This is a genomic window from Pseudoalteromonas sp. P1-30 (genome assembly GCF_001400005.1).
GTDB lineage: Bacteria > Pseudomonadota > Gammaproteobacteria > Enterobacterales > Alteromonadaceae > Pseudoalteromonas > Pseudoalteromonas atlantica.
Window position 1 is genome coordinate 698,013 of record NZ_LKBC01000001.1, and the last position, 19,513, is coordinate 717,525.

Genomic DNA, 19,513 nt, shown 5'->3' on the forward strand with positions numbered 1-19,513 from the left:
ATCTTTATAATGTGTGTGTTTGCGTGTGAGTGCATAGTATTTAAACGCGGCTTTGGGTGTGTGGGCCATTACCGCGCAAATTTTAGTCTATCAAAATTAAGCTATTGCCAGTGTTTTAATCTAAAAAGCTGTTATCTTTTGCGGCAACAACCTGATACATGGGCTGAAAGTTCCCCCATGTAACTAGCTCTGAGCCATTGGCTTGTTTAGTGTGTAGCGCTACCTCGTGCGAGATAAGCTTAGGCTCGCCTGCGGCTTGCGCTAATAACTGGCTTTGGCAGCAGCTATCTAACAATACAAAATTGGCAACTGCGGCATCAACCGACGAACCAACGGTAAGTAAACCATGGTTTTGCAAAATAACAGCGCAGTGATCAGCCAGTGACTTAGCTATCATATCGCCCTCTTCGCTGTCGGCCACTACGCCGCTAAATACATCAAATACACTATGGTTTTCGTAAAATACGCAGGCATCTTGCGAAATAGGTTTAAGTAACTCACCTAATGCCGAAAACGCACGGCCATAACGTGTATGGGCATGGGCTACTGCGTTTACGTCGGGTCGCGCCATATGTATGCGTGAATGAATAGCAAACGCGGCATTATTAATTGGTGTGCTGCCTTCAATAATATTACCTTTATGATCAACCCGAATAAGATCTGACGCTTTAATATGCGAAAAATGCATACCCACTGGGTTTACCCAAAAGGTATCGGGCTCAATGCAGTCGCGAAGTGTTATGTGCCCAGCAAGTCCTTCATCAAAACCGTACATGGCAAATACTCTAAAGCCTGCGGCTAGGCGTTGTTTTTCGTAGCTGCGTTGCTCCTCTAGGGTGTTAAATTTAGGCGGCATAATAAGTTTAAATTTGTCGCTGCCTATGGTCATTTTTGCGGCTTGCTGCTCTAGTGTATTGCTCATAATAATCCTAAATTAAACTCTGTTGACTTTAGTTTAGTCTCGCTTAAGATAAATAGAAGTGATGTTAATTAATGGTTAAACATAAATACTATGCATGGAAAGATAGATTTAAACCTGTTTGTAATACTTAAAACGGTATATCAAGAGGGCAGTATTACCACTGCAGCGGATAAACTGCATTTAACGCAACCTGCTGTTAGCCATGCGCTTTCCCGCCTTAGAGAAAAGTTTGACGACCCATTATTTATTCGCCACGGTCGGCGTATGGTGCCCTCACCTTTTTGCCAAAAAATAATAGCGCAAGTTATTGAGTCGGTGCAGGTATTAGAGTCAACCTTAAATAACGAACGGCTTTTTGATATAGCCGCCTTTAAGCGCGAAATTAAATTTGGCTTTAGAGATATTTTAGAATCGATATTTTTTCCGCCGCTAATGAGCGACCTACTCACAAACACCCCCAATATCACGATTAACAGCCGACAGGTGTCGCATGTTGATATGGAAAAATCACTCGAAAACCAAGAGCTCGATATAGTCATTGATGTACTTACCCCTACCAGTAACCACATAAAAAACACCTTTATTTGTAATGAGCATTTTTCGCTAATTTGTAGGCACGATCACCCAATATTAAATGACTTAACCGTACAAAATTACGCAAAGGCATCGCACGCGTTGGTGTCGTTAAAAGGTGCGCAGGTAGATATTATTGATATGGCGCTGGCAAAGCATGCACTTGCCCGTAATGTAGTGCTTAAATGTGAACATTATTTTGCGGCGACTAAAGTGATTAGCCAAAGCGACATGATAATGACAATGCCAAACGCGTACGCGCAGGTATTAAAAGAGCAAATGCCTGTGCATGTAACTAGCTTGCCGTTTGATGTGCCGTTAATGCCCGTGCACATGTATTGGCACGAACAAGCTGATGACGATTTAGTAAATAGTTGGATGCGAGAAAAGCTGCTAGGTTTAGCCCAGCAACTAATCCCTGCTGACAAACTTAAAAGCGGTAATTAAATTGTGCGTGATAACTGCGCCCACGCTCTGATAAAAAACGGTGTGCGTAGCTAATTACTGGCACATCGTTGGCCTGCGAAAAAGTGTGTTTATCGGTTAAATTTTTAGCCAATAACGCCACCGACCAATCTCCTTCACTGCTACCTAGCTCTATGCGTAAATTTAGCTTTTCAAAAGCACTTTGCTTGGCTATTGGGTCAAGATCTTGCTCTAAAAAGTAATCGTCACTAAAGTTAAGCGCTAAATTGCTACTTAAAGTTAAATTAGAAAATACCTCGGTATTGTAATCAATCGCTATATTGCCTGAGTAATCGGGAGCAAACGCGCCAGTTTGCCCGGTTAAATCTTGAAATGCTTGGCCAAGTAGCTCGCTTTGCATAACCGTTGGCGATGCACTGGCGTATTGTTCGTATTCAAAATCAAGCACCGCAAGGTTTGCCGATAGCTGCCAACTTTGATTTATTGCCCAGCGCGAATCGAGCTCAATCCCTTTTACTTTGGTTTCGGCAGCATTTTTAACTACAAATGCATTACCATTAAATTCAGATACTTGTAGGTCATCGTACAGGGTGTAAAACAGTGTAGCATTTACTTGTAGAGTATTTTTAATTGGCTCGGCTTTTATGCCAAATTCAAAGTTTGTGGCTTTTTCGTCGTCAAACTCAAAGCCTGAGTTTTCATCAACCGTGTTACCTTGTGAGCCATTTAAGCCAGAACCATCAAAACCACCGGCTTTGTAGCCTATGCCAGCGCTTGCAAATAACATGGTGTTGTTAAACCCTAAATACTGCACACTAATATTGGGTGATAAGTGCGATTCATCACGCTTAGCGTTAAGGTTATGTACCCCCGCGCCTGAGAGCTGCCCTGCAATAGTGGGCGCAGCGGCATTGGCAAATTGTTGTACGGCTTGCGGTGTGTTTGGCTCAAATACGCTATACACACTTTGTACGCTGCTCACTTCTTTTTCTTCTTTTTGATAACGCAGGCCAAAATTAGCGCGCCATTGCGCGTTTACATTCCAAGTAAGGGCGGTAAATGCGGAGTAGCTTTGTTGGTCTTGATCAAACAGCGCATTTACGCCCAATGATGTACCCACTAAATCAGGAATAAGTAACGATGCGCCAAATAAAATATCGTTTGGGTGTTCAAGCTCGCTGCTCATGTAAAATATGCCCGCTACGTATTCAAGCGTGCGCCCTGTTGGCGTGCTTACTCTAAACTCTTGCGTAAACTGGTTATAGTTTTCTAAGTAGTCTTGTTTTATAAGCGGGATTTCTGAAAAGTCGGCGTCAAAAGTTGAGTCCCAATCGTACTCGCTATACGTGGTTACAGAGGTAAATTCGTATTCGCCATGGTTATAGGTTAATTTAAGTGATGCGTTATCAAGCGTGGTTTTACTTTGCTCATTAAGCCCACCTGGGTGACCATCGCCCGATACTGAACTTGTGTAATCAAGGCCCGAGTTGTCGCTTAATAAAAGTGAACGATACCCTACATTGCCTGGGTTAGTAGGGTCATTTGCTATTTGTAAATCTCGGTTGGGAGTATCAATAATGTATTGGTAGCGCGAACCGTGCGACTCAAACTCACCGTGTTCCCACTTAAACAATGCGTTTATATCATCGTTTATTTGCCAATCTATTGATAAACGTGCACCTGATGAGTCGTTAGATTGCTCATCACTTTGGCGCGCTTGGTTATATAAAAAGCCATCAACAGAATGATCAAACGCGGCAATACGAATGGCTAAATCATCGTTAATAGGAATATTTATAACGCCTGTAAAGCGCTTTTCGTTATCAGAGCCAAACTCTGCCGATACGTTGCCTTCAAGTACATCGGTTGGCGAGTTTGAAACCATACTAAAGGCTCCTGCTGTGGCGTTTTTACCAAACATAACCGACTGCGGGCCTTTTATAAGCTCAAGGCGCTGCATATCTAAAAATGGAAATTTAGCCTGATGCCCGCGCCCTAAATACACGCCATCTTTATACATAGCAACCGATTGCTCAAAGCCTGAGTTAGTACCCGAGCCTATGCCGCGTACAAAAATACGTTTGCTGCTTGAGGTTTCGGTTATATGCACGTTAGGTAGGTTTTCGCTTAGGGCGAGTAAATCGTCAACACTGTTTTGCTCGAGGTAGTCGCCAGAAAGCGCTTGAATAGAGGTAGGAATATCTTGTAGCGATTGCACCCGCTTTTGCGAGGTGACGGTAATGGTTTCAAGCTCGCTGTTATTTACTTTTTGCTCGCCAGCTTGTGCCATACCCACGCTTAATGCGCTGAGCGTAAATAAAGTCAGTGTTTTTTGTTTTAAAAAGCTAGGTTTTAAACGTGTGTGTGACTGTGTGTGTTCAGTTGTCATAGCTGCAACTCCATTATAGAGGTTATTTTTATTGGATAATTTTGCGTCTATTTCATACTGACGAGTCTTAAAATAAATAACAGTGATGTTTATTTATTCAACACTATTAGTAATATTTATAGTTAAGCGGAAAAGTATTGTGCTAAATGGGGTTATAGCGGGTTTAAAGTGGGTTAAAAAATACTTGTGGATTAGCGGTTTTATTTGCTAATGCCGAGCTTGGGGTGTTTGCTGCATTGATAAAGGCAGTAAGCTGTGGTGCATTTTCGCAAAAAATAATATCCAGTGCTAAACGGTTTTTGCCGTATAAGCCTCGGTGAATCATATTGGCTGAAAACAACAGTAAGTCACCCGCATTAAGTTTAATAACTTTGCCTGTAGTTAAGTTATCGCTTGGCAGCTTATTATTTTTTGCAAAACGTACATTTAGCTCCTCTGGTGTATCCCAATTTTTATGCGAGTGGGGCACAAGCTCTATACCTGGTTCGTCTTCAAGGGCTAACCGGCAGTGCACTACGTCGGGCCCGTTTAACGCAGCTTGTTGCTCTTGCACATTTAAATGGTATTGCATATCGCGATGCCAATAATTTTTTTGTGTAACATTAACGGGATTAAAAAATAACTGAGTATTTAAAAACAGTGGCTCACTAATCGCCTGTTTTACACGCTTAATTAATTTGTTATCAGCTATTAAACTAAATAAGGCTTCGTTTTGCTGCGCCATTAAATACTCACTATTTGTTATGCCCGAGCTATTAATTGCACGGGATTGATAAAACTCACGGTTATTAGCCTTCCACTTTGTATGAAAGGCATTAACTAGGAGCTTAATTTTATTTAGCTCTTCGGTGCTGTAAAGCCCCTTTACAAGCATATAACCGTTTGATTTATAGTTGTTCATTGTGGTTCTTCATTTAATATTGCAGCAACACGTTCAGCAAGTTCTGGCAGTACATCTTGTGCAAACCATGGATTCTTTTTAAGCCAAATATTATTGCGTGGGCTTGGGTGTGGTAGCACCAAATGCTCCGGCCAATACTCACGCCACGATTTTACTAACTCGGTTAAGGGCCTGTTTTTAGTATGCGGTAAATGATAAGCCTGCGCGTATTTACCAAGCACGATTGTAAGCTCTAAATTTGGCAGAGCGGCCAGTAATTGCGCTCTCCAAGCAGGTGCACATTCTTTACGCGGGGGTAAGTCGCCCGACTTACCTTTACCAGGGTAACAAAAGCCCATAGGTAAAATAGCTATTTTTTGCGGATCATAAAACTCATCAACACTTAGCCCAAGCCATTCGCGTAGGCGGTTTCCGCTGGCGTCGTTAAAGGGCTTGCCAGTTTCGTGTACTTTTATGCCCGGTGCTTGGCCGGCAATTAAAATACGCGCATTGGCATTAAATTGTATAACGGGGCGAGCACCTAACGGTAAATGAGGTTCACAGATCACGCATTTACTAACTTGCTCAATTAAATTGATCGGATCCATATAAATCTGGCCTTAAATGCTTAAGTTTTGTTCTAAATGGCCATTTAGACCTAATGAGTTGGTAAAAAATCGGTTTATTTTACTCAAATTAGTTATTAGTTGGTAAAATCGTGATCTCACTTGAAAGTAACAACTAATTATTTGATATATTTATTGTTTTTCTGACCATACGGCAAATTCGTTACCACTGGGCTCGGTAAAGTGAAATCGGCAGCCACCGGGGAACTCAAAAATAGGTTTTACTATTTTGCCGCCATATTGCGCTACTTTTTTAAAGGTTGCGTGAATGTCGTTACTGTAAAACACCAGCAGTGCGGCCCCATGTTGAGTAAGTGATTTAAGGGGGGCATTAAAAAAGCCACCATCAAGCCCTTGGCCGCTAAATGCCGTATATTCTGGGCCATAGTCGGTAAATTGCCAGTTAAACACGTTAGTAAAAAAGTTTTTTGTAGCTGTTAAATCGCACGCGGGAAATTCTACATAATTTAGTTTTTCGTGGTTGCTCATTTTAAATTTACTCATTGGCTTGCCAGTATTGACCACTGTAAACCTTCGTTATTAGCTAAGCAATAACCCTAAAATGGCAGAGATCAGTATTTTACTAACATGCTAGGTACTAACGTTAAATTATCTAGAATATACAAATGAGAATCGCTATCTTTTGTATTTGTAAGCTTTATAATAACACCTTATTTTTATCCTCGTATTTGAATAAGGGATTTGTTAACTATGCAGGCACCTCTGCACATAGCACCTTTTACAAAAACTAACCTAGCTGCGCTTTTAAAGGTGGCCCAAAGCTATAGAGTGTTAGTATTTTTGCGTTTTATTATTGCCATTGTGGGTGGCTATGCGTTTACCTCAGCGTGTATTTCATTATTAAGTGTACTGCTGCCCATTCCTAAGCAAGATGCCGTTTTACTGTGTGTGTCTATCAGTATTTTAATTTACGCCGCAGTGTTTATTTATGCGTTTTCGGTTAAGTCGTTAAAAACTGTTTGGATCAGTATTTTACTAAGTGCCGGTTTTTTTGTTGCTGTATTGGCATTACTGAAGGGTTGGCTATGAAAGACAGTTTTTTTAGGTCGATGACCTGGCTACATACCTGGGTGGGATTACTTACCTGTTGGATTATTTACGTAATATTTTTTGCAGGCACAGCGAGCTTTTTTAGAGACGAAATAAATCTGTGGAATCAACCGGCTATACACAATGTGCAAGCCCAAACCGACAGAGTGGCCGCGCAAAGGCAGCAAATTATTAAGGGCTTTGATTATTTAAATCAGCACGCTGCAAATTCCCCTAGTTGGCGTATTACCTTGCCCGAAGAGCGAATACCGTATTTGGTATATGGCTATGCAAAACCTAAAGAGCCAGGGCAGCGCCGCAGCCAGTTTGTAAATACCCAATTAAACCCAAACACCATGCAAGCGCTGCCTCCTTTTGTTGAAAGTAAAGGCGGTAACTTTTTTTATCGGTTGCATTATCAGCTTTATTATTTAGATGCCATAACAGGGCGCTGGGTAGTGTGTTTTGCCAGCTTTTTTATGCTACTGGCAATAATTTCGGGCGTGGTTATTCATAAGCGCATATTTAAAGATATGTTTACCTTTAGGCGCAATAAAGGGACTCGTAGCTGGTTAGATGCACATAATTTAAGCTCGGTACTTGCCCTACCGTTTCATTTAATGATTACCTACACAGGCATTATTACGCTTATATTTATGTTGTTCCCCTACCCTGCGTTAACGACGTACGACAAGGGTATGCGTGGCTTTTTTAACGATGTAACACCTAGCAATAACGTGACTAATAACGCCCAAGGCAGTGCAGAATTGCTCCCTATAAACACTATTTTGGATCAAGTTTATACCAAGTGGCCTAGTGCAGATATTACGCGTGTTCAGGTTAGTAAACCGAATATGGCCGCTTCAACAGTAACGGTATTGGTAAGCCCTGCAAAGGCGCTTCGCGATCAATCTCCACGGCTTTTGTTTAGTGGTGCTACGGGCGAGTTAGTTGCACAAACTGATGACGAACTTAGCAGTAGTAAAGCACTTTATGAATCACTTAACTCTATGCATACAGGGCGCTTTGCTACGCCTTTACTGCGCTGGTTATACGTACTTGGCGGAATTGCAGGCTGCGTAATGATTGGCTCTGGCTGCATAATGTGGGCTAAACGTATACGCGAGCGTAATAAGGGTAAAGCCTCATTTGGCTTACAGTTAGTCGAAGCTTTAAACCTTGCCACCATTATGGGCTTACCACTGGCTACTTGCGCCTTTTTTATTGCCAATAGATTACTTAGTCCAACCGTAGCAGGGCGTGGTGAAAAAGAAGTTACAGCGTTCTTTTTAGCATGGTTAGTGGTTGCCGTTATGGCACTTTTAAAGCGCGATAGGCTGCAATGGCGTGTAATGGCAGCCATAAATGCCCTCGCGTGTTTGAGTGTACCGGCAATAAATGCGCTCACCACACAGGGCAATATAGTGAGCTACTTACTTAATAAACAATGGGCCTTGTTTATTTTCGATGCGGTATTTTTACTGTTTAGCATACTGTTTTTAGTACAAACCGAAAAATTACGTACTGCTTCTAGCGTATCTAAAAAACAGCTAATAACCTAGCCAATAATAAAAAGAGGCAAAAAGCATGATTGATTTACTTAGCTTTAGCCTCTGTTTGTTTGCTTTTAATGGTTTTGCTTTGGCAAAGCCAGCGCATTTTAAAACGGTGTTTACAAAGCGTCCCTCTAAGCTGCAAAGTAATTTGCTGCTAATAGTTGCCTGGATCAGTATTTTACTAAGTTTATTGCTCTGTGTTGTTACGCAGCAGGGATACGGTGCTTTACTATTTTGTGGCTTTATGGGGCTAAGTGTATTAATTATAACGATTTTTTATAATTTTATAGAAAAGTTGATTAAGCCATTTAGCTTTTTAAATATGTTACTGATTGGCTTATCAGGGCTATTACTGGCAGTAAATTCACTTTAGTTAGTAAAAACCTGATCCAAAGAAAGCCATTAATTTTAGGCAAAAAAATGGCAAGCTATAAAGCTTGCCAACAATAGGGGGATATTCAGTATGTCCAACACTTGCATGTCTCGTTGCAAGTGCAGCTAATATAGCCCTAACATATTTAACTTACCTTACAGTGAGATGATCGTTTTATTACAGCTGTAACAATCATTTGCTCAACAACTGTAAAGCCCCTTTACATAGCTAAATAGCCTACTGTTTAACCCAAATAATTTGCTCTGTAGCAAAGCCTAGTTTGTTTGCTTTAGCTATAAAATGTTGTTTAAGTTTGTCACTAACAGTAGGTGTACGCGATAAAAACCATAAAAAGTCGCGGTTATAACTTGTAATAAACGCATATTGGTAGTCGTCTTGGTCTAATTCAAAAATAACGTAAGCACCATAAAATGGGCCAAAAAACGAGACTTTAAAATGGCCTGTGTCAGTCCCTTCTACAAATTTAGCTAAGCCCTGTGCTTCATCCCACTTTTGCTCTTTAGTTATAAAACCTTTGTTGAGCACTTTTACAGTGCCATCGTCATTTACAGTGTAAGTCGCGGTTACTTGCTCCATACCCTCTTCGAATGAGTGATCAAGGCGGGCAATTTCGTACCACTTACCTTTGTACTGCTCTAAGTCAAAGTTTTTAACCGGAGTAATGCCCTCTGGTGCGCTTGTGCAGGCGGTGAGTAAAAATAACCCTGTAATGAGTAAAATAGTCGTAATGGCCTTCATGAAAGCTCCTTTTTAAAAGTGATGTTGTTTGTACGGCTCTAAGCCAATAAAGTTTGCTAGCCGATTAAAATAAATTGCTATAGGATCAGCTAAATACTAGAGCAATTAAAAGATTTAAGCATGAAAATATGGGTAGATGCCGACGCATGCCCTGTGGTAATAAAAGAAATACTTTTTAGAGCCGCTGAGCGCACGCAAACACCAACCATTTTAGTAGCTAACCATGCAATGCGCATTCCGCCTTCAAAATTTATAAGCCGCGTACAGGTTTCGAGCGGGTTTGATGTGGCCGATGACGAAATAGTAAAACGCGTAGAAAAAGGCGATTTAGTTATTACTGGCGACATACCGCTAGCCAGTGAAGTTATAGATAACGGTGGCCAAGCACTTAACCCGCGTGGTGAGCTTTACACGCCAGAGAATATTCGCTCGTTATTAAACGTGCGCGACTTTATGGATACCATGCGCTCAAGCGGCGTAGAAATGAGTGGCGGGCCACCACCGCTTAGCCAAACCGACCGCCAAAACTTTGCCAATAACCTCGACCGTATTTTAGCGCAAAAAAAGGCGAGCTAGTGTGAGTGAGCAACTAATTGGCTTAGGTGAGCAAACCTTTAGCGTAGCCGTTTATGTGGCAAAAGCGCCGCCTATGCCCTACTTTGCAACCCTACAAAGTGTTGAGCCTGTAATAAACGAGCAAATAAATACCATAAACCAGCACTGTGGTAATGGCTGGCGTAAAGTGTTTAACGTATACGCTAAAGTGTTGTTTGCGCTACCGAGTGAGCATTACAGCTTTGCTAAACAAGCCGCTAGCTGGCAAGCGTATCGCGATACACTTTTACTGCAAAAAAACAGTAAAACAGCGCTGTTATTTAGTGCGCCCATCATTAACGGCACAAATAAAAACCAACTGCATATTATTGCTGGGCGAACCCATGCTAAAAACTTATTACAGCAAGGTAAGCTTAATGCGCAATTTAATTGGTTAGACGATGAGTTTGCAATTGATACAACGAATAACATTATTGTGTGCCCGTACTTTGATTACCGGCAGTTAAGTAATATTAAAATAGCCCGATTAAGCGAGCTAGTTGCCAAGCTTAAAACATCTAATTGAAAATGTAAGGACTCAAAATGGCGGGAATTTTAGAGCTAAATACGTTATTAAAATCAATGAACCCCGAGCTTAAACAAGGTGAATATATATTTTGTTGTTTAGCAGGCAACCTTGCTGACTACGTTCATTTAAACCCGCTTGCCAGTTACGTTGAAGAAGAAGGCCTAACCCTTATTTTAAATGCAGATACCGCCGATAAAGCCGGTATTACTTATGAAGCTAAATATAATTTAATTACCCTTAATGTGCATTCAAGCCTTGAGGCTGTTGGGTTAACCGCTGCGGTATCGGCCAAATTAACCGAGCATAATATTAGCGCTAACGTAGTAGCTGCGTTTTATCACGACCATATTTTTGTACAAACCGATAAAGCGCAGGCCGCGATGAAAGCACTTGGCGAGATTTCTTGAGTTTGCGGGCACAGCAACATGTTAGGTGATGTGGATATTAGCGCATCGGGTGGCGCTTCGCTTAACCGACCTACGTTTTAGGATGAGCTTGTCTTAAGCGTTTGATCAGAATTAATATATCCAAATTACTCAACCACTAACTTTGACACTACCCATTTATGCAGTGGGTTTTTATTGTAGCGTGGATGCCACGCGGCTATTACATCAAACGGAGCTGGCAGCTGCTGTAGCTCTATTTTTACCAGTTCGGAGCTTACCGCGCGTGAGGGTAAAAACGCGATGGAGTCGGTGGTTTCTAGGTACATAGGCACAATTGAAAAACACGGTGCCGATACAACAACATTGCGCGTTAAATCAAAGCTTTTAAACCAATCGTCAATAGAGCCTTTAAAATTTGGGCGCGAAGGCGAGGCTATAATGCTTGGGTAACTGGCTATTTGTGCAAGGGTTGGTTTTGTGCCTGCTATTGATGAGTTAGCTGAAGTAACGCAAATATGTTGCTCCTCAAATAACTTAATAATGGGGTAAGTACTTGGGATGTAGTCGGGGAAGGCAATGGCTAAATCAACTTTACCGTTTTCCATTAAATCGTGCAGGCTGTCGAGTTCAAAGTCTCTTATTATTAATTTTAAATTAGGCGCTTGCTCTCTTAACTCTTTTACAAGCGCAGGCAAAACAACTTGCTGTGCGTAGTCGGTAGCGGCTATTACAAACGCACCATCAACTGTTTTTGGGTCAAATATTTTAGGCGCTAATAATGCCTGAAAATCGTTTAGCAGCTTGTCTATATCTACCGATAACTCTTCTGCATAAAGCGTTGGCACAAAGCCGGTGGTTTTTCTTAAAAACAGCTGGTCGTTAAATACATCACGCAGCTTTTTGAGTTGCTCACTCACAGCTTGTTGGGTTAAGCCTAATTTACTCGCCGCTTTTGATGCGTTTTTTTCGCGAATGAGCGCCTGGAAAATACGCAGCTGCTTTATATCTAGCCTGTCTAACTTACTCATGCCAATGCCTTTGTTGTTTTAGCATTATTAACGTATCACATTACCATTTATTTTTGTATCACTTACATGAAGTGGTTGTTTCTAATTGTCGAGCTACCCCCTTATTATGCCCCTACACACTAAATTGAATGATTGGAGCAAACAATGAAAACAGTAATTTTAATCGGTGCACTGGGCAAAATGGGTCAAGCGGCATTGACCGGTTTATCTAAGCATAAAGTTATTACAGCGGGTCGCTCGGGCGATGTAGATCATATTGTTGATATTACGAGTGAAGCGTCAATTACTGCTTTGTACGAAAAAGTAGGCCACTTTGATGCCCTAGTAAATACAGTGGGTTTATGCGAATACGAAACCTTTGCTGATATGAGCGAAGAGCAGTGGATGACGACCATTATGAGCAAAATGATGGGGCAAATTAACCTTGTACGTATTGGTCAAAAGTACATTGCTGATGGCGGCTCATTTACGCTAATTAGCGGTATTTTAAACGTTAAACCGATTCCTTTTGCGATTGCCGATGCAACAACAAGCGGCGCAATAGATACGTTTGCAAAATGCGTATCACTAGAAATGCCACGTGGCACGCGTATTAATGTGGTTAACCCTACTGTGCTTGAAGAAGCGTGGGACGTATATGGCGAAATGATGCCAGGTTTTCAACCCGTACCAAGCAAGCTTGTAGGTAAAGCGTTTGAGCGCTCGGTTGATGGCTTTATTACTGGCGAAGTTATTTTTGTAGATGCATAACTACCCGCCATATTGGTGAGTGACGTGGCAAATTAAACAAATAAGCGCTCTGCATTAACAGTAACTGCAAAGCGCTTAAATACAGATTTTAATAGGTGATGAAATGAAAAAATTAATACCCGTATTTGCGATATTATTGGCCGCAGGCTGTGCCAGTGTAGCACCAAGCTCGCAATATGTTAGCGAGCCAGGTGCCGATTCTAATAAAGAATGTAAAACCATACCGCGCCATAAACATACGGTTAAATGGTGCAGGCCGCATCCTTCAAGATAAGTTAAACAACGTATCCGCTAAAACCAAGCGCTTTAAAATAAAGCTTAGGAATACCGTATTTGCATTCATTAAGTAACTCGCTAAAGCGCATTCTATCAAGTGGGTAAAATTCACTGTCTAAGTTTTGAGCTGTGTAGGCTTGCCCTGCATCACTTAAGCCCAAATCGGCACACACAGTAATTTGTGCTTCGCGCTCAAAGTCGGTTTCGGGTTTCATTAAATCGCTAATAAATAAGTTTGCGCCTTTATTTAAATTAGCTTTAATATTTTTTAATAGCTGCTTTTTGCTGCCGTCGTCTTTTAAAAAGTGCATTACGAGTAGGCATAGCGCCGCATCGGCCTTAGTAGATAGCTTATCAAGCTCGCCTTCAATAACATTAACGCGCTTTGCTATGCCGTGCTCTTCAAACGCTTGTTTAGCAATTGCGAGCATATCACTTGAGGTATCTTGCGCGGTAAATTGCCAAGTAGGGTTAAGCGCGGCAAGGGCGAGTATTTCTTTGCCTGTGCCTGCGCCCACGACTAAAATATGTGCGTTATCTTTAAGGGTTGCTTTAAGTTGAGCATTAGTAAGTTGGTGCAATAGCTCATAACCAGGGACTAAACGGGTAATGCGGTCGTTGTAATGCGTTGCTTGCTCGCCTGTGAATGTTGGCATTTTTTAACTCCTTTATAAGACTTCAACAGTGGAGTATCCACCACTTTTTTTACTTACATGTACTTGCGTGGCTACGCGTTCACTCATTTCACTCACATGCGATATAACCCCTACTTTACGGCCTTGTGCTTGTAATGAGTCGAGTGCGTCCATAGCAACGCTGAGTGTTTCGCTATCTAACGTACCAAACCCTTCGTCAATAAACAAAGAGTTGATTTGCACTTTATTTGAAGAAAGCGATGCAAGCCCTAATGCCAGTGCTAGTGATACTAAAAATGATTCACCACCAGAGAGCGTATTAACAGAGCGTTGTTCGTCGGCCATATCGCGGTCAATAATGGCTATATCGAGCGATTGCGCAATGGCAGTGAGCTCGTAGCGTTTATTGAGGGTTTTTAAATGGCTGTTAGCATAATGCAGCAATATTTTAAGGGTTTGTGTTTGCGCTAAGTTACGCATGGTTTTACCGGTTGCATCCCCTAATACTTTATTAAGTACGTGCCACTGCTCTACCTGCTTTTTAAGGGTAGCAAGTTCAGCGTGTTTGCCTTTAAGTGCTTTGGCGTTTTGATTGTGTTGCTCAAGTGCGGTATTAGTGCCAAGCAAACTATTTTGTAGCTCAGTTTGTTCATTGGCTAAGGACGTTTCTTGCTCTGCTAATTGGCTTTCGCTTTTTTCGGGCTTGTTAGTATTTTGGTGATCTGTTTGCGCCTTTTGCTGTTGCTTAAGCGCTGCATTTGCGTCTGTAAGTGCTGCTAAACGCTGCTCAAACTGCATTAATTGCTCTTTTATTTGCTCACTAGTCAGAGTTAGTAAAATAGCGATCTGTTCGTGATTTGCATCGCTATATTGCACTTTAAAGTCGTTAAACCAGGCATTGTAGCGCTCTTCAAGTGTACTTTGCTCTTGAGTTTGCTCTGCCAAGCGCTGCTCAATGTTTTTGAGTGTTATAGCGTGCTCATCGCGTTTTTTAATTGCGCTGTCGTGGGCTTGTTGGCTTGTATGTAATGCCTTTTGGCACTGCTCAAGCTGCGCATTAAGTTTTGCTTGGTAATCATCGGCACTTAGTGGCTCGTTGTTAAATAAAGCAAGGCGCTCTGTGCGCGTAGTGTTTTGCAGTTGTTGCGCTTTGGCTAAATCGTCGTTTAAAACCTTAAGCGCTTGCTCGCTTTTAGCTATTAACGGTGTGAGTTGCTGTAATTGCTGATTAGCGCTGTCTATTTGTTTTTGACTTTGTTCAAGCTGAACTTGTGTTTGCTGGTACTGCTCAACCTGCTGGCTTAAATCGATCATATTAAGCGTGTTGTTTTGCAATTCCTGCCAAAAGTCACTGTGCTCAAACTGTGCGTTAAGGGTGCTGGTAAGCTCGTTAACTTGCGTATTTAGCTCTGCATGTTTAGTGTTTATTTGGCCAAGCTTATTGGTTAATTCAACATGCTGATTATGCAATTGCTGTTGTGTATGTTGCTCGGCTTTTAAGTTATTTATTAGCTGATTTACTTTTTCTTGCAGGGCTGTTTGCTGTTTTTGCGATTCAAAATAGTGCGACTTTTGACTGCTGAGCTGGGCGTATGTTTCATCAAGCTGCTGTGCTGTTAAGTCGTTAAGCTCTGTACGTGCCCCTTGCATTGTTGTTTTAATTTCTAGCTGCTTTGTCTGTGCGCTCTGTATGGCTTGGCTGTATTGGGCGTGCTCAGTGACAAGTACAGCATGTTGAGTTTGGTGCTGGTGCAGCTTAGCTTGGGCGCTATCGTGTTGCTGCTTAGCTTGGTTATAACTTGTTTCAAAATCGGCTATTAGGTTATTTAATTGCGGGTTTTGGCTGCTTGCATACGGGTGCTCTTTTGCCCCGCACACTACACATGGCTCGTTAGGGGTAAGCTGCGTGCGTAAATGCTCTACGTTTTCGCTGGCACGCAGGCGAGCTTGGTTTAATGCGTATTCACTGTGTTTAAGTGCTTGCTCGCACGAGGCTAAGCTTTGTTGCAATGTTGTTTGCGTTTGCTCACTGTGTACAAGCTTGGCCGCAACCGCCGCTTGTTGTTGTGTGCTGTGTTTTATTTCTTGATTAAACTGCTGGTAGCGCAAACGCTGATCTTTTAAATATTCAATATTTTTAAGTTTGCTATCGCATTGTTCAATATTAAATTGGCGTTGTTGCTCACTTAGCTGGTTAAGATCATTTTGTTTATGCGCAAGTTGTTGCTCTTGCAACTCTACTTTTTTAGTTTGCTCTGCTAACAGCGCCGCTTGTTTACTTTGCTCTTCTAACAGCTGTTGGTTTTGCGAAGCGGTTGCCTTTATCTGCTCATTGGCACTTAAATATGTATTAAAGCTGTGTTGGTAATAATTCCAATCATTAGCTAATGGTTTAAGCTGCGAGTGCTCGTTTAGCCACGTTTGATGCCCAGTGCTGAGTTTGTTTTCCTCATCAAGTGCATGTTGGCTTTGCGTGTACTGCGTTTGTAATTCGCTAAGTTGCTGCTGCTCTTTTTCGCTTTGCTGAGTCAGGCTTGTAATAGTTTGTGAGTGTATAGCAAGTTGGCTGTCGAGCTCACGAGCTTTTGCAATAATTGGCTCTGCCGTTTGCTTTTGCTCTTGCGCTGTTTTTAACTCGCTTTGCTTTGTTGTAAGTGTTGCGGCCTGCTCTTTTATAAGCGCTGCATGGTCAATCGCTTTTAAATCGCTTATTTGCGTACTAAGTGCTTTGTTTTGCGCCGTTAAGTACTCATGACGTTTGCGGTTGTCTTTTATTTCAAGGGCGCTTTGTGCTTGTTTAGCTTGCTCACTTTGCTTTGCTATGGCATCAAGCTGTTGTTGCGCGTGTTGTTGCTGCTTTACTGCGTGTTCTAGTGCCTGCGATAAGCTTGCTGCTTGCTTATACCAATTTAAGTCTTGCTCTGTTGCTGCATGCGTTTTTTTAGTTTGCTCAATTTTTTTAAGTAACTCATCGCGCTGGGTTTGTTTAGCACTTAATTCGTCATCGCTTAACAAGGTGTAGCTTGCAAGGCTTGCATTAAGTAATTCATATTGATCTTTTAGCGCTTTATTACGCTCAAAAATACGTTTACCTATTAAGCTAAATTTATCGGTGCCGGTTAAACACTCTAAAAGTTGTGCGCGTTCATCGCCTGTGGCTTTTAAAAAGGCTGCAAACTCGTGCTGTGCTAACAATACCGCACGCGAAAACTGATCAAAGCTTAGCCCTATTTTGTTTTCTACTTCTTTTATGGTTTGGCTTTTATCGGCTATTAGGGTTTCATCGGGCAAGGTTAGTAACGTATGCTCAGCCACTTTTAACTTGCCTGTTGCCTTTTTGTGGGTACGGGTAATAACGTAGCGTGCGCGGTATAATTGTTTGTCTTGGCCAACAAAATCAACTTCAGCAAAGCCTTCCCATTTGCCTCTGCGCAGTAAGTTACGCGCATCGTTTAGCTTTATACTGTCGCCGTTAAAATCAATTAAGTTGCCTTTATCGCCTTTTAAGCGTGCTGTTTTAGTATAAAGCGCTAAACAAATAGCATCTAAAAAGGTGCTTTTACCTGCGCCTGTGTCGCCGGTTATTGCAAACAAGCCCGCGTCTTTTAATGGAGCTTGAGTAAAGTCGATTTCGGCATCGACTATTGAGGCTAAGTTGTGAATACGAACTGCGGTTATTTTCATAGTTGCTCTTGCTCCGTCAGCTCACTTATTACATCGTTTAACAGTGTTTTTAGCTCATCTGGTACTGCTTGGCCGGCCATATCTTTATCGTTTGCAAAGGCTTGTTCTAATAAGTTTAATGGGTTGAGCATTTCAATTTCACTTAAATCTTCAAATACGGCGCTGTTATCGCTTGTTATGGTTTGTTCTCGTACCCGCTCAATGCCGCAAAATTTTACGTGTTTACCCTCAAGTGCCTGCTCTATTTGTTCTCTAAAGGTGGTGTCGGTATCACTTGATTTAAGTTTTACACGTAAATAAGGGGCAATAGTATGTTGTGATGTATCGAGCGCTTTAATTTGCTCGCATAAGTCGCTCAATGGCACGCACTCCCCTTTTGGTAAAATAATCACTTCAGCAGAGCGAGTAATGTAAAGGGGGTTTACAGATGTGCTAATGGTTTGTTTTTCATCACTTTTAAATTCTATTACATTAACTTGGTGCGCGTACTTACGCTCTGAAAACGACATAGGAATAGGCGTACCGCTGTAACGAATAACGTCTTTTTTAGCCACTTGCTGCGCTTTGTGTAAATGCCCCAGTGCTACGTAGTCTGCCTTGTTACCAAATACATTGGCCGAAATAGACTCCTCCCCACCAATCACTAAATTACGTTCTGAGTCACTTGAAATATCACCGCCTTTGGCATGTAAGTGCCCCATTACAATTAACGGCGAATTTTGCGCGTTAATGCTATAGGCGTGATCAAGGGCAAGCTTATAGGCTTTTTCAACGCCTTGTGCGTAACTAGGGCCGTTTTTAGTATGACTAAGTGAACTTATGTCGCTGGTACGTAAAAAAGGCATAGCGACGATTACAGCGCGTTTATTTTGCGTATTTATTTCAATCACGGTATTGGCTGGGTCGGTTACTTCAAAGCGCCCCACTACATGGGTATCAAACTGAGCAAGTAAGGGCTGCGCCGCTAATATACGATTTGCTGAGTCGTGGTTGCCGGCAATAATAACAACATGCAATTGCGGGCAACGCTTTTTAGCATCTTTTATAAATTGGTAGAGTTGGTTTTCGGCGCTGGCACTGGGTGTGGCTGTATGATAAATGTCGCCTGCAACTAAAAGTATATCTATGTGTTGCTCTACAAGGGTGCTAAGTAGCCAAGTAAAAAATGCAGCGTGCTCATCACGGCGGTCATGTTCATAAAATTGTTGGCCTAGGTGCCAATCTGAGGTGTGGAGAACTTTCATATCGCGCTCTTAAAAAACCATAAGAGCGCCAATATACCCAAGGCAAGTAAAGATGCAAGCCTCGGGAGGGCTTTAGTTTAGGTAAAACTATATATAGCAATAATAATGACAGGAAGCGCTAACAAAGCCATACCTAGCGGCATTTTTAAACTTTTAGTTTGCTTTGCTTGCAATGCTTTTATGGCATTCGTTTCGTTACAGGCGGCTACTTTATCAATATAAAAATAACCTGAGTCTAGATACTGCTTACAACTTTGCTGATTTGCTGGAATGGCTATTAGCTCTTGTTGTTTTTTTAGGATATAAAAATCCATACACCCACCACATTGCTTACTGGTAATAAGTACATATTTGAGAATAATTGTAACGATTTTATTATGCTCAAATAAAAAAAGTGGGCGATTTTAAATATAAAATGCACTAAATATCAACCTAAAATTTCACTATTTTTAATTTATCGTATAAATAGTTAATATTAGTGAGATCACGGCAATATTTGCGCCAATTATTAGCCACTTTTTACTGTGTTTTTGTTCAGTAGATAGGCGTTTTAGTGCATCTTGCTTATTGCATGCCGACACCACATTAACATACGAATATTGGTTTGATTCGTAGCGCTCTAGTAAGTCTTTATCAGCAGGGATAGCTTCGAGCTGATGATCTTTTTTTACAATGTAAAATTTCATATCGGGCTCCTTTAGTTTAAATATGCTGCTTAATTTGTATTGAACCTGAGCGCAATAAAACCGTATAAACACTGCTAACGCTATAAATTTAAGCTCAACTTGAACAACATATTTTTGCACCTTAATTTAATCCTAAGCTAATGGCAT

The 19,513-nt window shown here is 41.5% G+C and carries 20 protein-coding genes and 1 pseudogene; 9 read left to right on the forward strand and 12 right to left on the reverse strand.

What is annotated here, in order from left to right; genetic code table 11:
• Nucleotides 1-115 precede the first annotated feature (115 nt).
• A complete protein-coding gene (locus AN395_RS03090; RefSeq protein WP_054982044.1) occupies nt 116-922 on the reverse strand; it encodes a class II aldolase/adducin family protein in 807 nt (268 codons plus the stop codon).
• A 90-nt stretch (nt 923-1,012) separates the two neighbouring features.
• Between AN395_RS03090 and AN395_RS03095 the strand changes: the two genes are divergently transcribed.
• Nucleotides 1,013-1,942, forward strand: coding sequence for a LysR family transcriptional regulator (locus AN395_RS03095; protein WP_024033009.1), 930 nt, complete (start codon nt 1,013-1,015; stop codon nt 1,940-1,942).
• On the opposite strand, the gene AN395_RS03100 is transcribed toward AN395_RS03095, so the two are convergent.
• From AN395_RS03100 to AN395_RS03115, 4 genes are all read right to left on the reverse strand, one after another.
• Nucleotides 1,926-4,310 (reverse strand): TonB-dependent receptor, encoded by a 2,385-nt coding sequence (locus tag AN395_RS03100; protein WP_054982045.1) that lies wholly within the window; start codon nt 4,308-4,310, stop codon nt 1,926-1,928. The two genes, AN395_RS03095 and AN395_RS03100, sit on opposite strands and share 17 nt — an antisense overlap.
• A gap of 163 nt (nt 4,311-4,473) precedes the next feature.
• Nucleotides 4,474-5,211 carry a phytanoyl-CoA dioxygenase family protein gene (locus tag AN395_RS03105; protein WP_054982046.1) on the reverse strand — a complete coding sequence of 246 codons (738 nt, stop codon included), beginning with the start codon at nt 5,209-5,211 and terminating at the stop codon, nt 4,474-4,476.
• Entirely contained in the window at nt 5,208-5,798 is a 591-nt protein-coding gene (locus AN395_RS03110; protein WP_054982047.1) for a uracil-DNA glycosylase family protein, read from the reverse strand. The genes AN395_RS03105 and AN395_RS03110 overlap by 4 nt, the downstream gene beginning before the upstream one ends.
• Before the next feature lie 150 nt (nt 5,799-5,948).
• Entirely contained in the window at nt 5,949-6,305 is a 357-nt protein-coding gene (locus AN395_RS03115) for a VOC family protein (protein WP_054982122.1), read from the reverse strand.
• A gap of 222 nt (nt 6,306-6,527) precedes the next feature.
• On the opposite strand from AN395_RS03115, the gene AN395_RS03120 reads away from it, so the two are divergent.
• The 3 genes and pseudogenes from AN395_RS03120 (at nt 6,528) to AN395_RS03130 (ending at nt 8,795) form a co-directional block, all read left to right on the forward strand.
• Nucleotides 6,528-6,866 (forward strand): hypothetical protein, encoded by a 339-nt coding sequence (locus AN395_RS03120; RefSeq protein ID WP_054982048.1) that lies wholly within the window; start codon nt 6,528-6,530, stop codon nt 6,864-6,866.
• A pseudogene (locus tag AN395_RS03125) lies at nt 6,863-8,457 on the forward strand (PepSY-associated TM helix domain-containing protein). Before AN395_RS03120 ends, AN395_RS03125 begins: the two are co-directional and overlap by 4 nt.
• A complete protein-coding gene (locus tag AN395_RS03130) occupies nt 8,454-8,795 on the forward strand; it encodes a DUF3325 domain-containing protein (protein ID WP_054982050.1) in 342 nt (113 codons plus the stop codon). The pseudogene AN395_RS03125 and the gene AN395_RS03130 overlap by 4 nt, the downstream one beginning before the upstream one ends.
• Nucleotides 8,796-9,032: 237 nt before the next feature.
• Here AN395_RS03130 and AN395_RS03135 read toward each other — a convergent pair whose 3' ends face one another.
• A complete protein-coding gene (locus AN395_RS03135) occupies nt 9,033-9,554 on the reverse strand; it encodes a lipocalin family protein (RefSeq protein WP_004588274.1) in 522 nt (173 codons plus the stop codon).
• Nucleotides 9,555-9,674: 120 nt separating this feature from the next.
• Between AN395_RS03135 and AN395_RS03140 the strand changes: the two genes are divergently transcribed.
• Genes AN395_RS03140 through AN395_RS03150 form a run of 3 tightly spaced genes read left to right on the forward strand, consistent with a single transcriptional unit; the run spans nt 9,675 to nt 11,084 of the window.
• Nucleotides 9,675-10,130 (forward strand): YaiI/YqxD family protein, encoded by a 456-nt coding sequence (locus AN395_RS03140; protein WP_004588273.1) that lies wholly within the window; start codon nt 9,675-9,677, stop codon nt 10,128-10,130.
• Between the two features lies 1 nt (nt 10,131).
• Nucleotides 10,132-10,674: a DUF6942 family protein gene (locus AN395_RS03145; protein ID WP_054982051.1), complete on the forward strand. Its 543-nt coding sequence runs from the start codon at nt 10,132-10,134 to the stop codon at nt 10,672-10,674.
• Nucleotides 10,675-10,691: 17 nt separating this feature from the next.
• On the forward strand, nt 10,692-11,084 hold the full coding sequence (locus AN395_RS03150; RefSeq protein WP_054982052.1) for an ACT domain-containing protein: 393 nt from the start codon (nt 10,692-10,694) through the stop codon (nt 11,082-11,084).
• Between the two features lie 125 nt (nt 11,085-11,209).
• Here AN395_RS03150 and AN395_RS03155 read toward each other — a convergent pair whose 3' ends face one another.
• Nucleotides 11,210-12,091 carry a LysR family transcriptional regulator gene (locus AN395_RS03155; RefSeq protein WP_054982053.1) on the reverse strand — a complete coding sequence of 294 codons (882 nt, stop codon included), beginning with the start codon at nt 12,089-12,091 and terminating at the stop codon, nt 11,210-11,212.
• A gap of 144 nt (nt 12,092-12,235) precedes the next feature.
• On the opposite strand from AN395_RS03155, the gene AN395_RS03160 reads away from it, so the two are divergent.
• Both AN395_RS03160 and AN395_RS19460 read left to right on the forward strand, forming a co-directional pair.
• Nucleotides 12,236-12,841, forward strand: a complete 606-nt coding sequence (locus tag AN395_RS03160) for a short chain dehydrogenase (protein ID WP_054982054.1) — start codon at nt 12,236-12,238, stop codon at nt 12,839-12,841.
• Between the two features lie 103 nt (nt 12,842-12,944).
• On the forward strand, nt 12,945-13,115 hold the full coding sequence (locus AN395_RS19460) for a hypothetical protein (RefSeq protein ID WP_157683944.1): 171 nt from the start codon (nt 12,945-12,947) through the stop codon (nt 13,113-13,115).
• A gap of 1 nt (nt 13,116) precedes the next feature.
• Here AN395_RS19460 and AN395_RS03165 read toward each other — a convergent pair whose 3' ends face one another.
• The 5 genes from AN395_RS03165 to AN395_RS03185 all read right to left on the reverse strand — a co-directional run bounded on the left by AN395_RS03165 (nt 13,117) and on the right by AN395_RS03185 (nt 19,366).
• Nucleotides 13,117-13,773, reverse strand: coding sequence for a class I SAM-dependent methyltransferase (locus AN395_RS03165; RefSeq protein WP_024033000.1), 657 nt, complete (start codon nt 13,771-13,773; stop codon nt 13,117-13,119).
• 12 nt (nt 13,774-13,785) lie between these two features.
• Nucleotides 13,786-17,436 (reverse strand): AAA family ATPase, encoded by a 3,651-nt coding sequence (locus tag AN395_RS03170; RefSeq protein ID WP_054982055.1) that lies wholly within the window; start codon nt 17,434-17,436, stop codon nt 13,786-13,788.
• Complete coding sequence (locus tag AN395_RS03175) at nt 17,433-18,680, reverse strand: exonuclease SbcCD subunit D C-terminal domain-containing protein (protein ID WP_054982056.1); 1,248 nt, start codon at nt 18,678-18,680, stop codon at nt 17,433-17,435. Before AN395_RS03175 ends, AN395_RS03170 begins: the two co-directional genes overlap by 4 nt.
• A gap of 77 nt (nt 18,681-18,757) precedes the next feature.
• The gene (locus tag AN395_RS03180; RefSeq protein ID WP_004588266.1) at nt 18,758-18,994 is read right to left on the reverse strand and encodes a hypothetical protein; all 237 of its coding nucleotides are present in this window, start codon (nt 18,992-18,994) and stop codon (nt 18,758-18,760) included.
• A gap of 135 nt (nt 18,995-19,129) precedes the next feature.
• Nucleotides 19,130-19,366 (reverse strand): hypothetical protein, encoded by a 237-nt coding sequence (locus AN395_RS03185; RefSeq protein ID WP_004588265.1) that lies wholly within the window; start codon nt 19,364-19,366, stop codon nt 19,130-19,132.
• Nucleotides 19,367-19,513 lie beyond the last annotated feature (147 nt).

Coding starts and splice junctions, on each gene's coding strand:
- AN395_RS03090 (WP_054982044.1), bottom strand. CDS start 922: ATGAGCAATACACTAGAGCAGCAAGCCGCAAAAATGACCATAGGCAGC.
- AN395_RS03095 (WP_024033009.1), top strand. CDS start 1,013: ATGCATGGAAAGATAGATTTAAACCTGTTTGTAATACTTAAAACGGTA.
- AN395_RS03100 (WP_054982045.1), bottom strand. CDS start 4,310: ATGACAACTGAACACACACAGTCACACACACGTTTAAAACCTAGCTTT.
- AN395_RS03105 (WP_054982046.1), bottom strand. CDS start 5,211: ATGAACAACTATAAATCAAACGGTTATATGCTTGTAAAGGGGCTTTAC.
- AN395_RS03110 (WP_054982047.1), bottom strand. CDS start 5,798: ATGGATCCGATCAATTTAATTGAGCAAGTTAGTAAATGCGTGATCTGT.
- AN395_RS03115 (WP_054982122.1), bottom strand. CDS start 6,305: ATGAGCAACCACGAAAAACTAAATTATGTAGAATTTCCCGCGTGCGAT.
- AN395_RS03120 (WP_054982048.1), top strand. CDS start 6,528: ATGCAGGCACCTCTGCACATAGCACCTTTTACAAAAACTAACCTAGCT.
- AN395_RS03130 (WP_054982050.1), top strand. CDS start 8,454: ATGATTGATTTACTTAGCTTTAGCCTCTGTTTGTTTGCTTTTAATGGT.
- AN395_RS03135 (WP_004588274.1), bottom strand. CDS start 9,554: ATGAAGGCCATTACGACTATTTTACTCATTACAGGGTTATTTTTACTC.
- AN395_RS03140 (WP_004588273.1), top strand. CDS start 9,675: ATGAAAATATGGGTAGATGCCGACGCATGCCCTGTGGTAATAAAAGAA.
- AN395_RS03150 (WP_054982052.1), top strand. CDS start 10,692: ATGGCGGGAATTTTAGAGCTAAATACGTTATTAAAATCAATGAACCCC.
- AN395_RS03155 (WP_054982053.1), bottom strand. CDS start 12,091: ATGAGTAAGTTAGACAGGCTAGATATAAAGCAGCTGCGTATTTTCCAG.
- AN395_RS03160 (WP_054982054.1), top strand. CDS start 12,236: ATGAAAACAGTAATTTTAATCGGTGCACTGGGCAAAATGGGTCAAGCG.
- AN395_RS19460 (WP_157683944.1), top strand. CDS start 12,945: ATGAAAAAATTAATACCCGTATTTGCGATATTATTGGCCGCAGGCTGT.
- AN395_RS03165 (WP_024033000.1), bottom strand. CDS start 13,773: ATGCCAACATTCACAGGCGAGCAAGCAACGCATTACAACGACCGCATT.
- AN395_RS03170 (WP_054982055.1), bottom strand. CDS start 17,436: ATGAAAATAACCGCAGTTCGTATTCACAACTTAGCCTCAATAGTCGAT.
- AN395_RS03175 (WP_054982056.1), bottom strand. CDS start 18,680: ATGAAAGTTCTCCACACCTCAGATTGGCACCTAGGCCAACAATTTTAT.
- AN395_RS03180 (WP_004588266.1), bottom strand. CDS start 18,994: ATGGATTTTTATATCCTAAAAAAACAACAAGAGCTAATAGCCATTCCA.
- AN395_RS03185 (WP_004588265.1), bottom strand. CDS start 19,366: ATGAAATTTTACATTGTAAAAAAAGATCATCAGCTCGAAGCTATCCCT.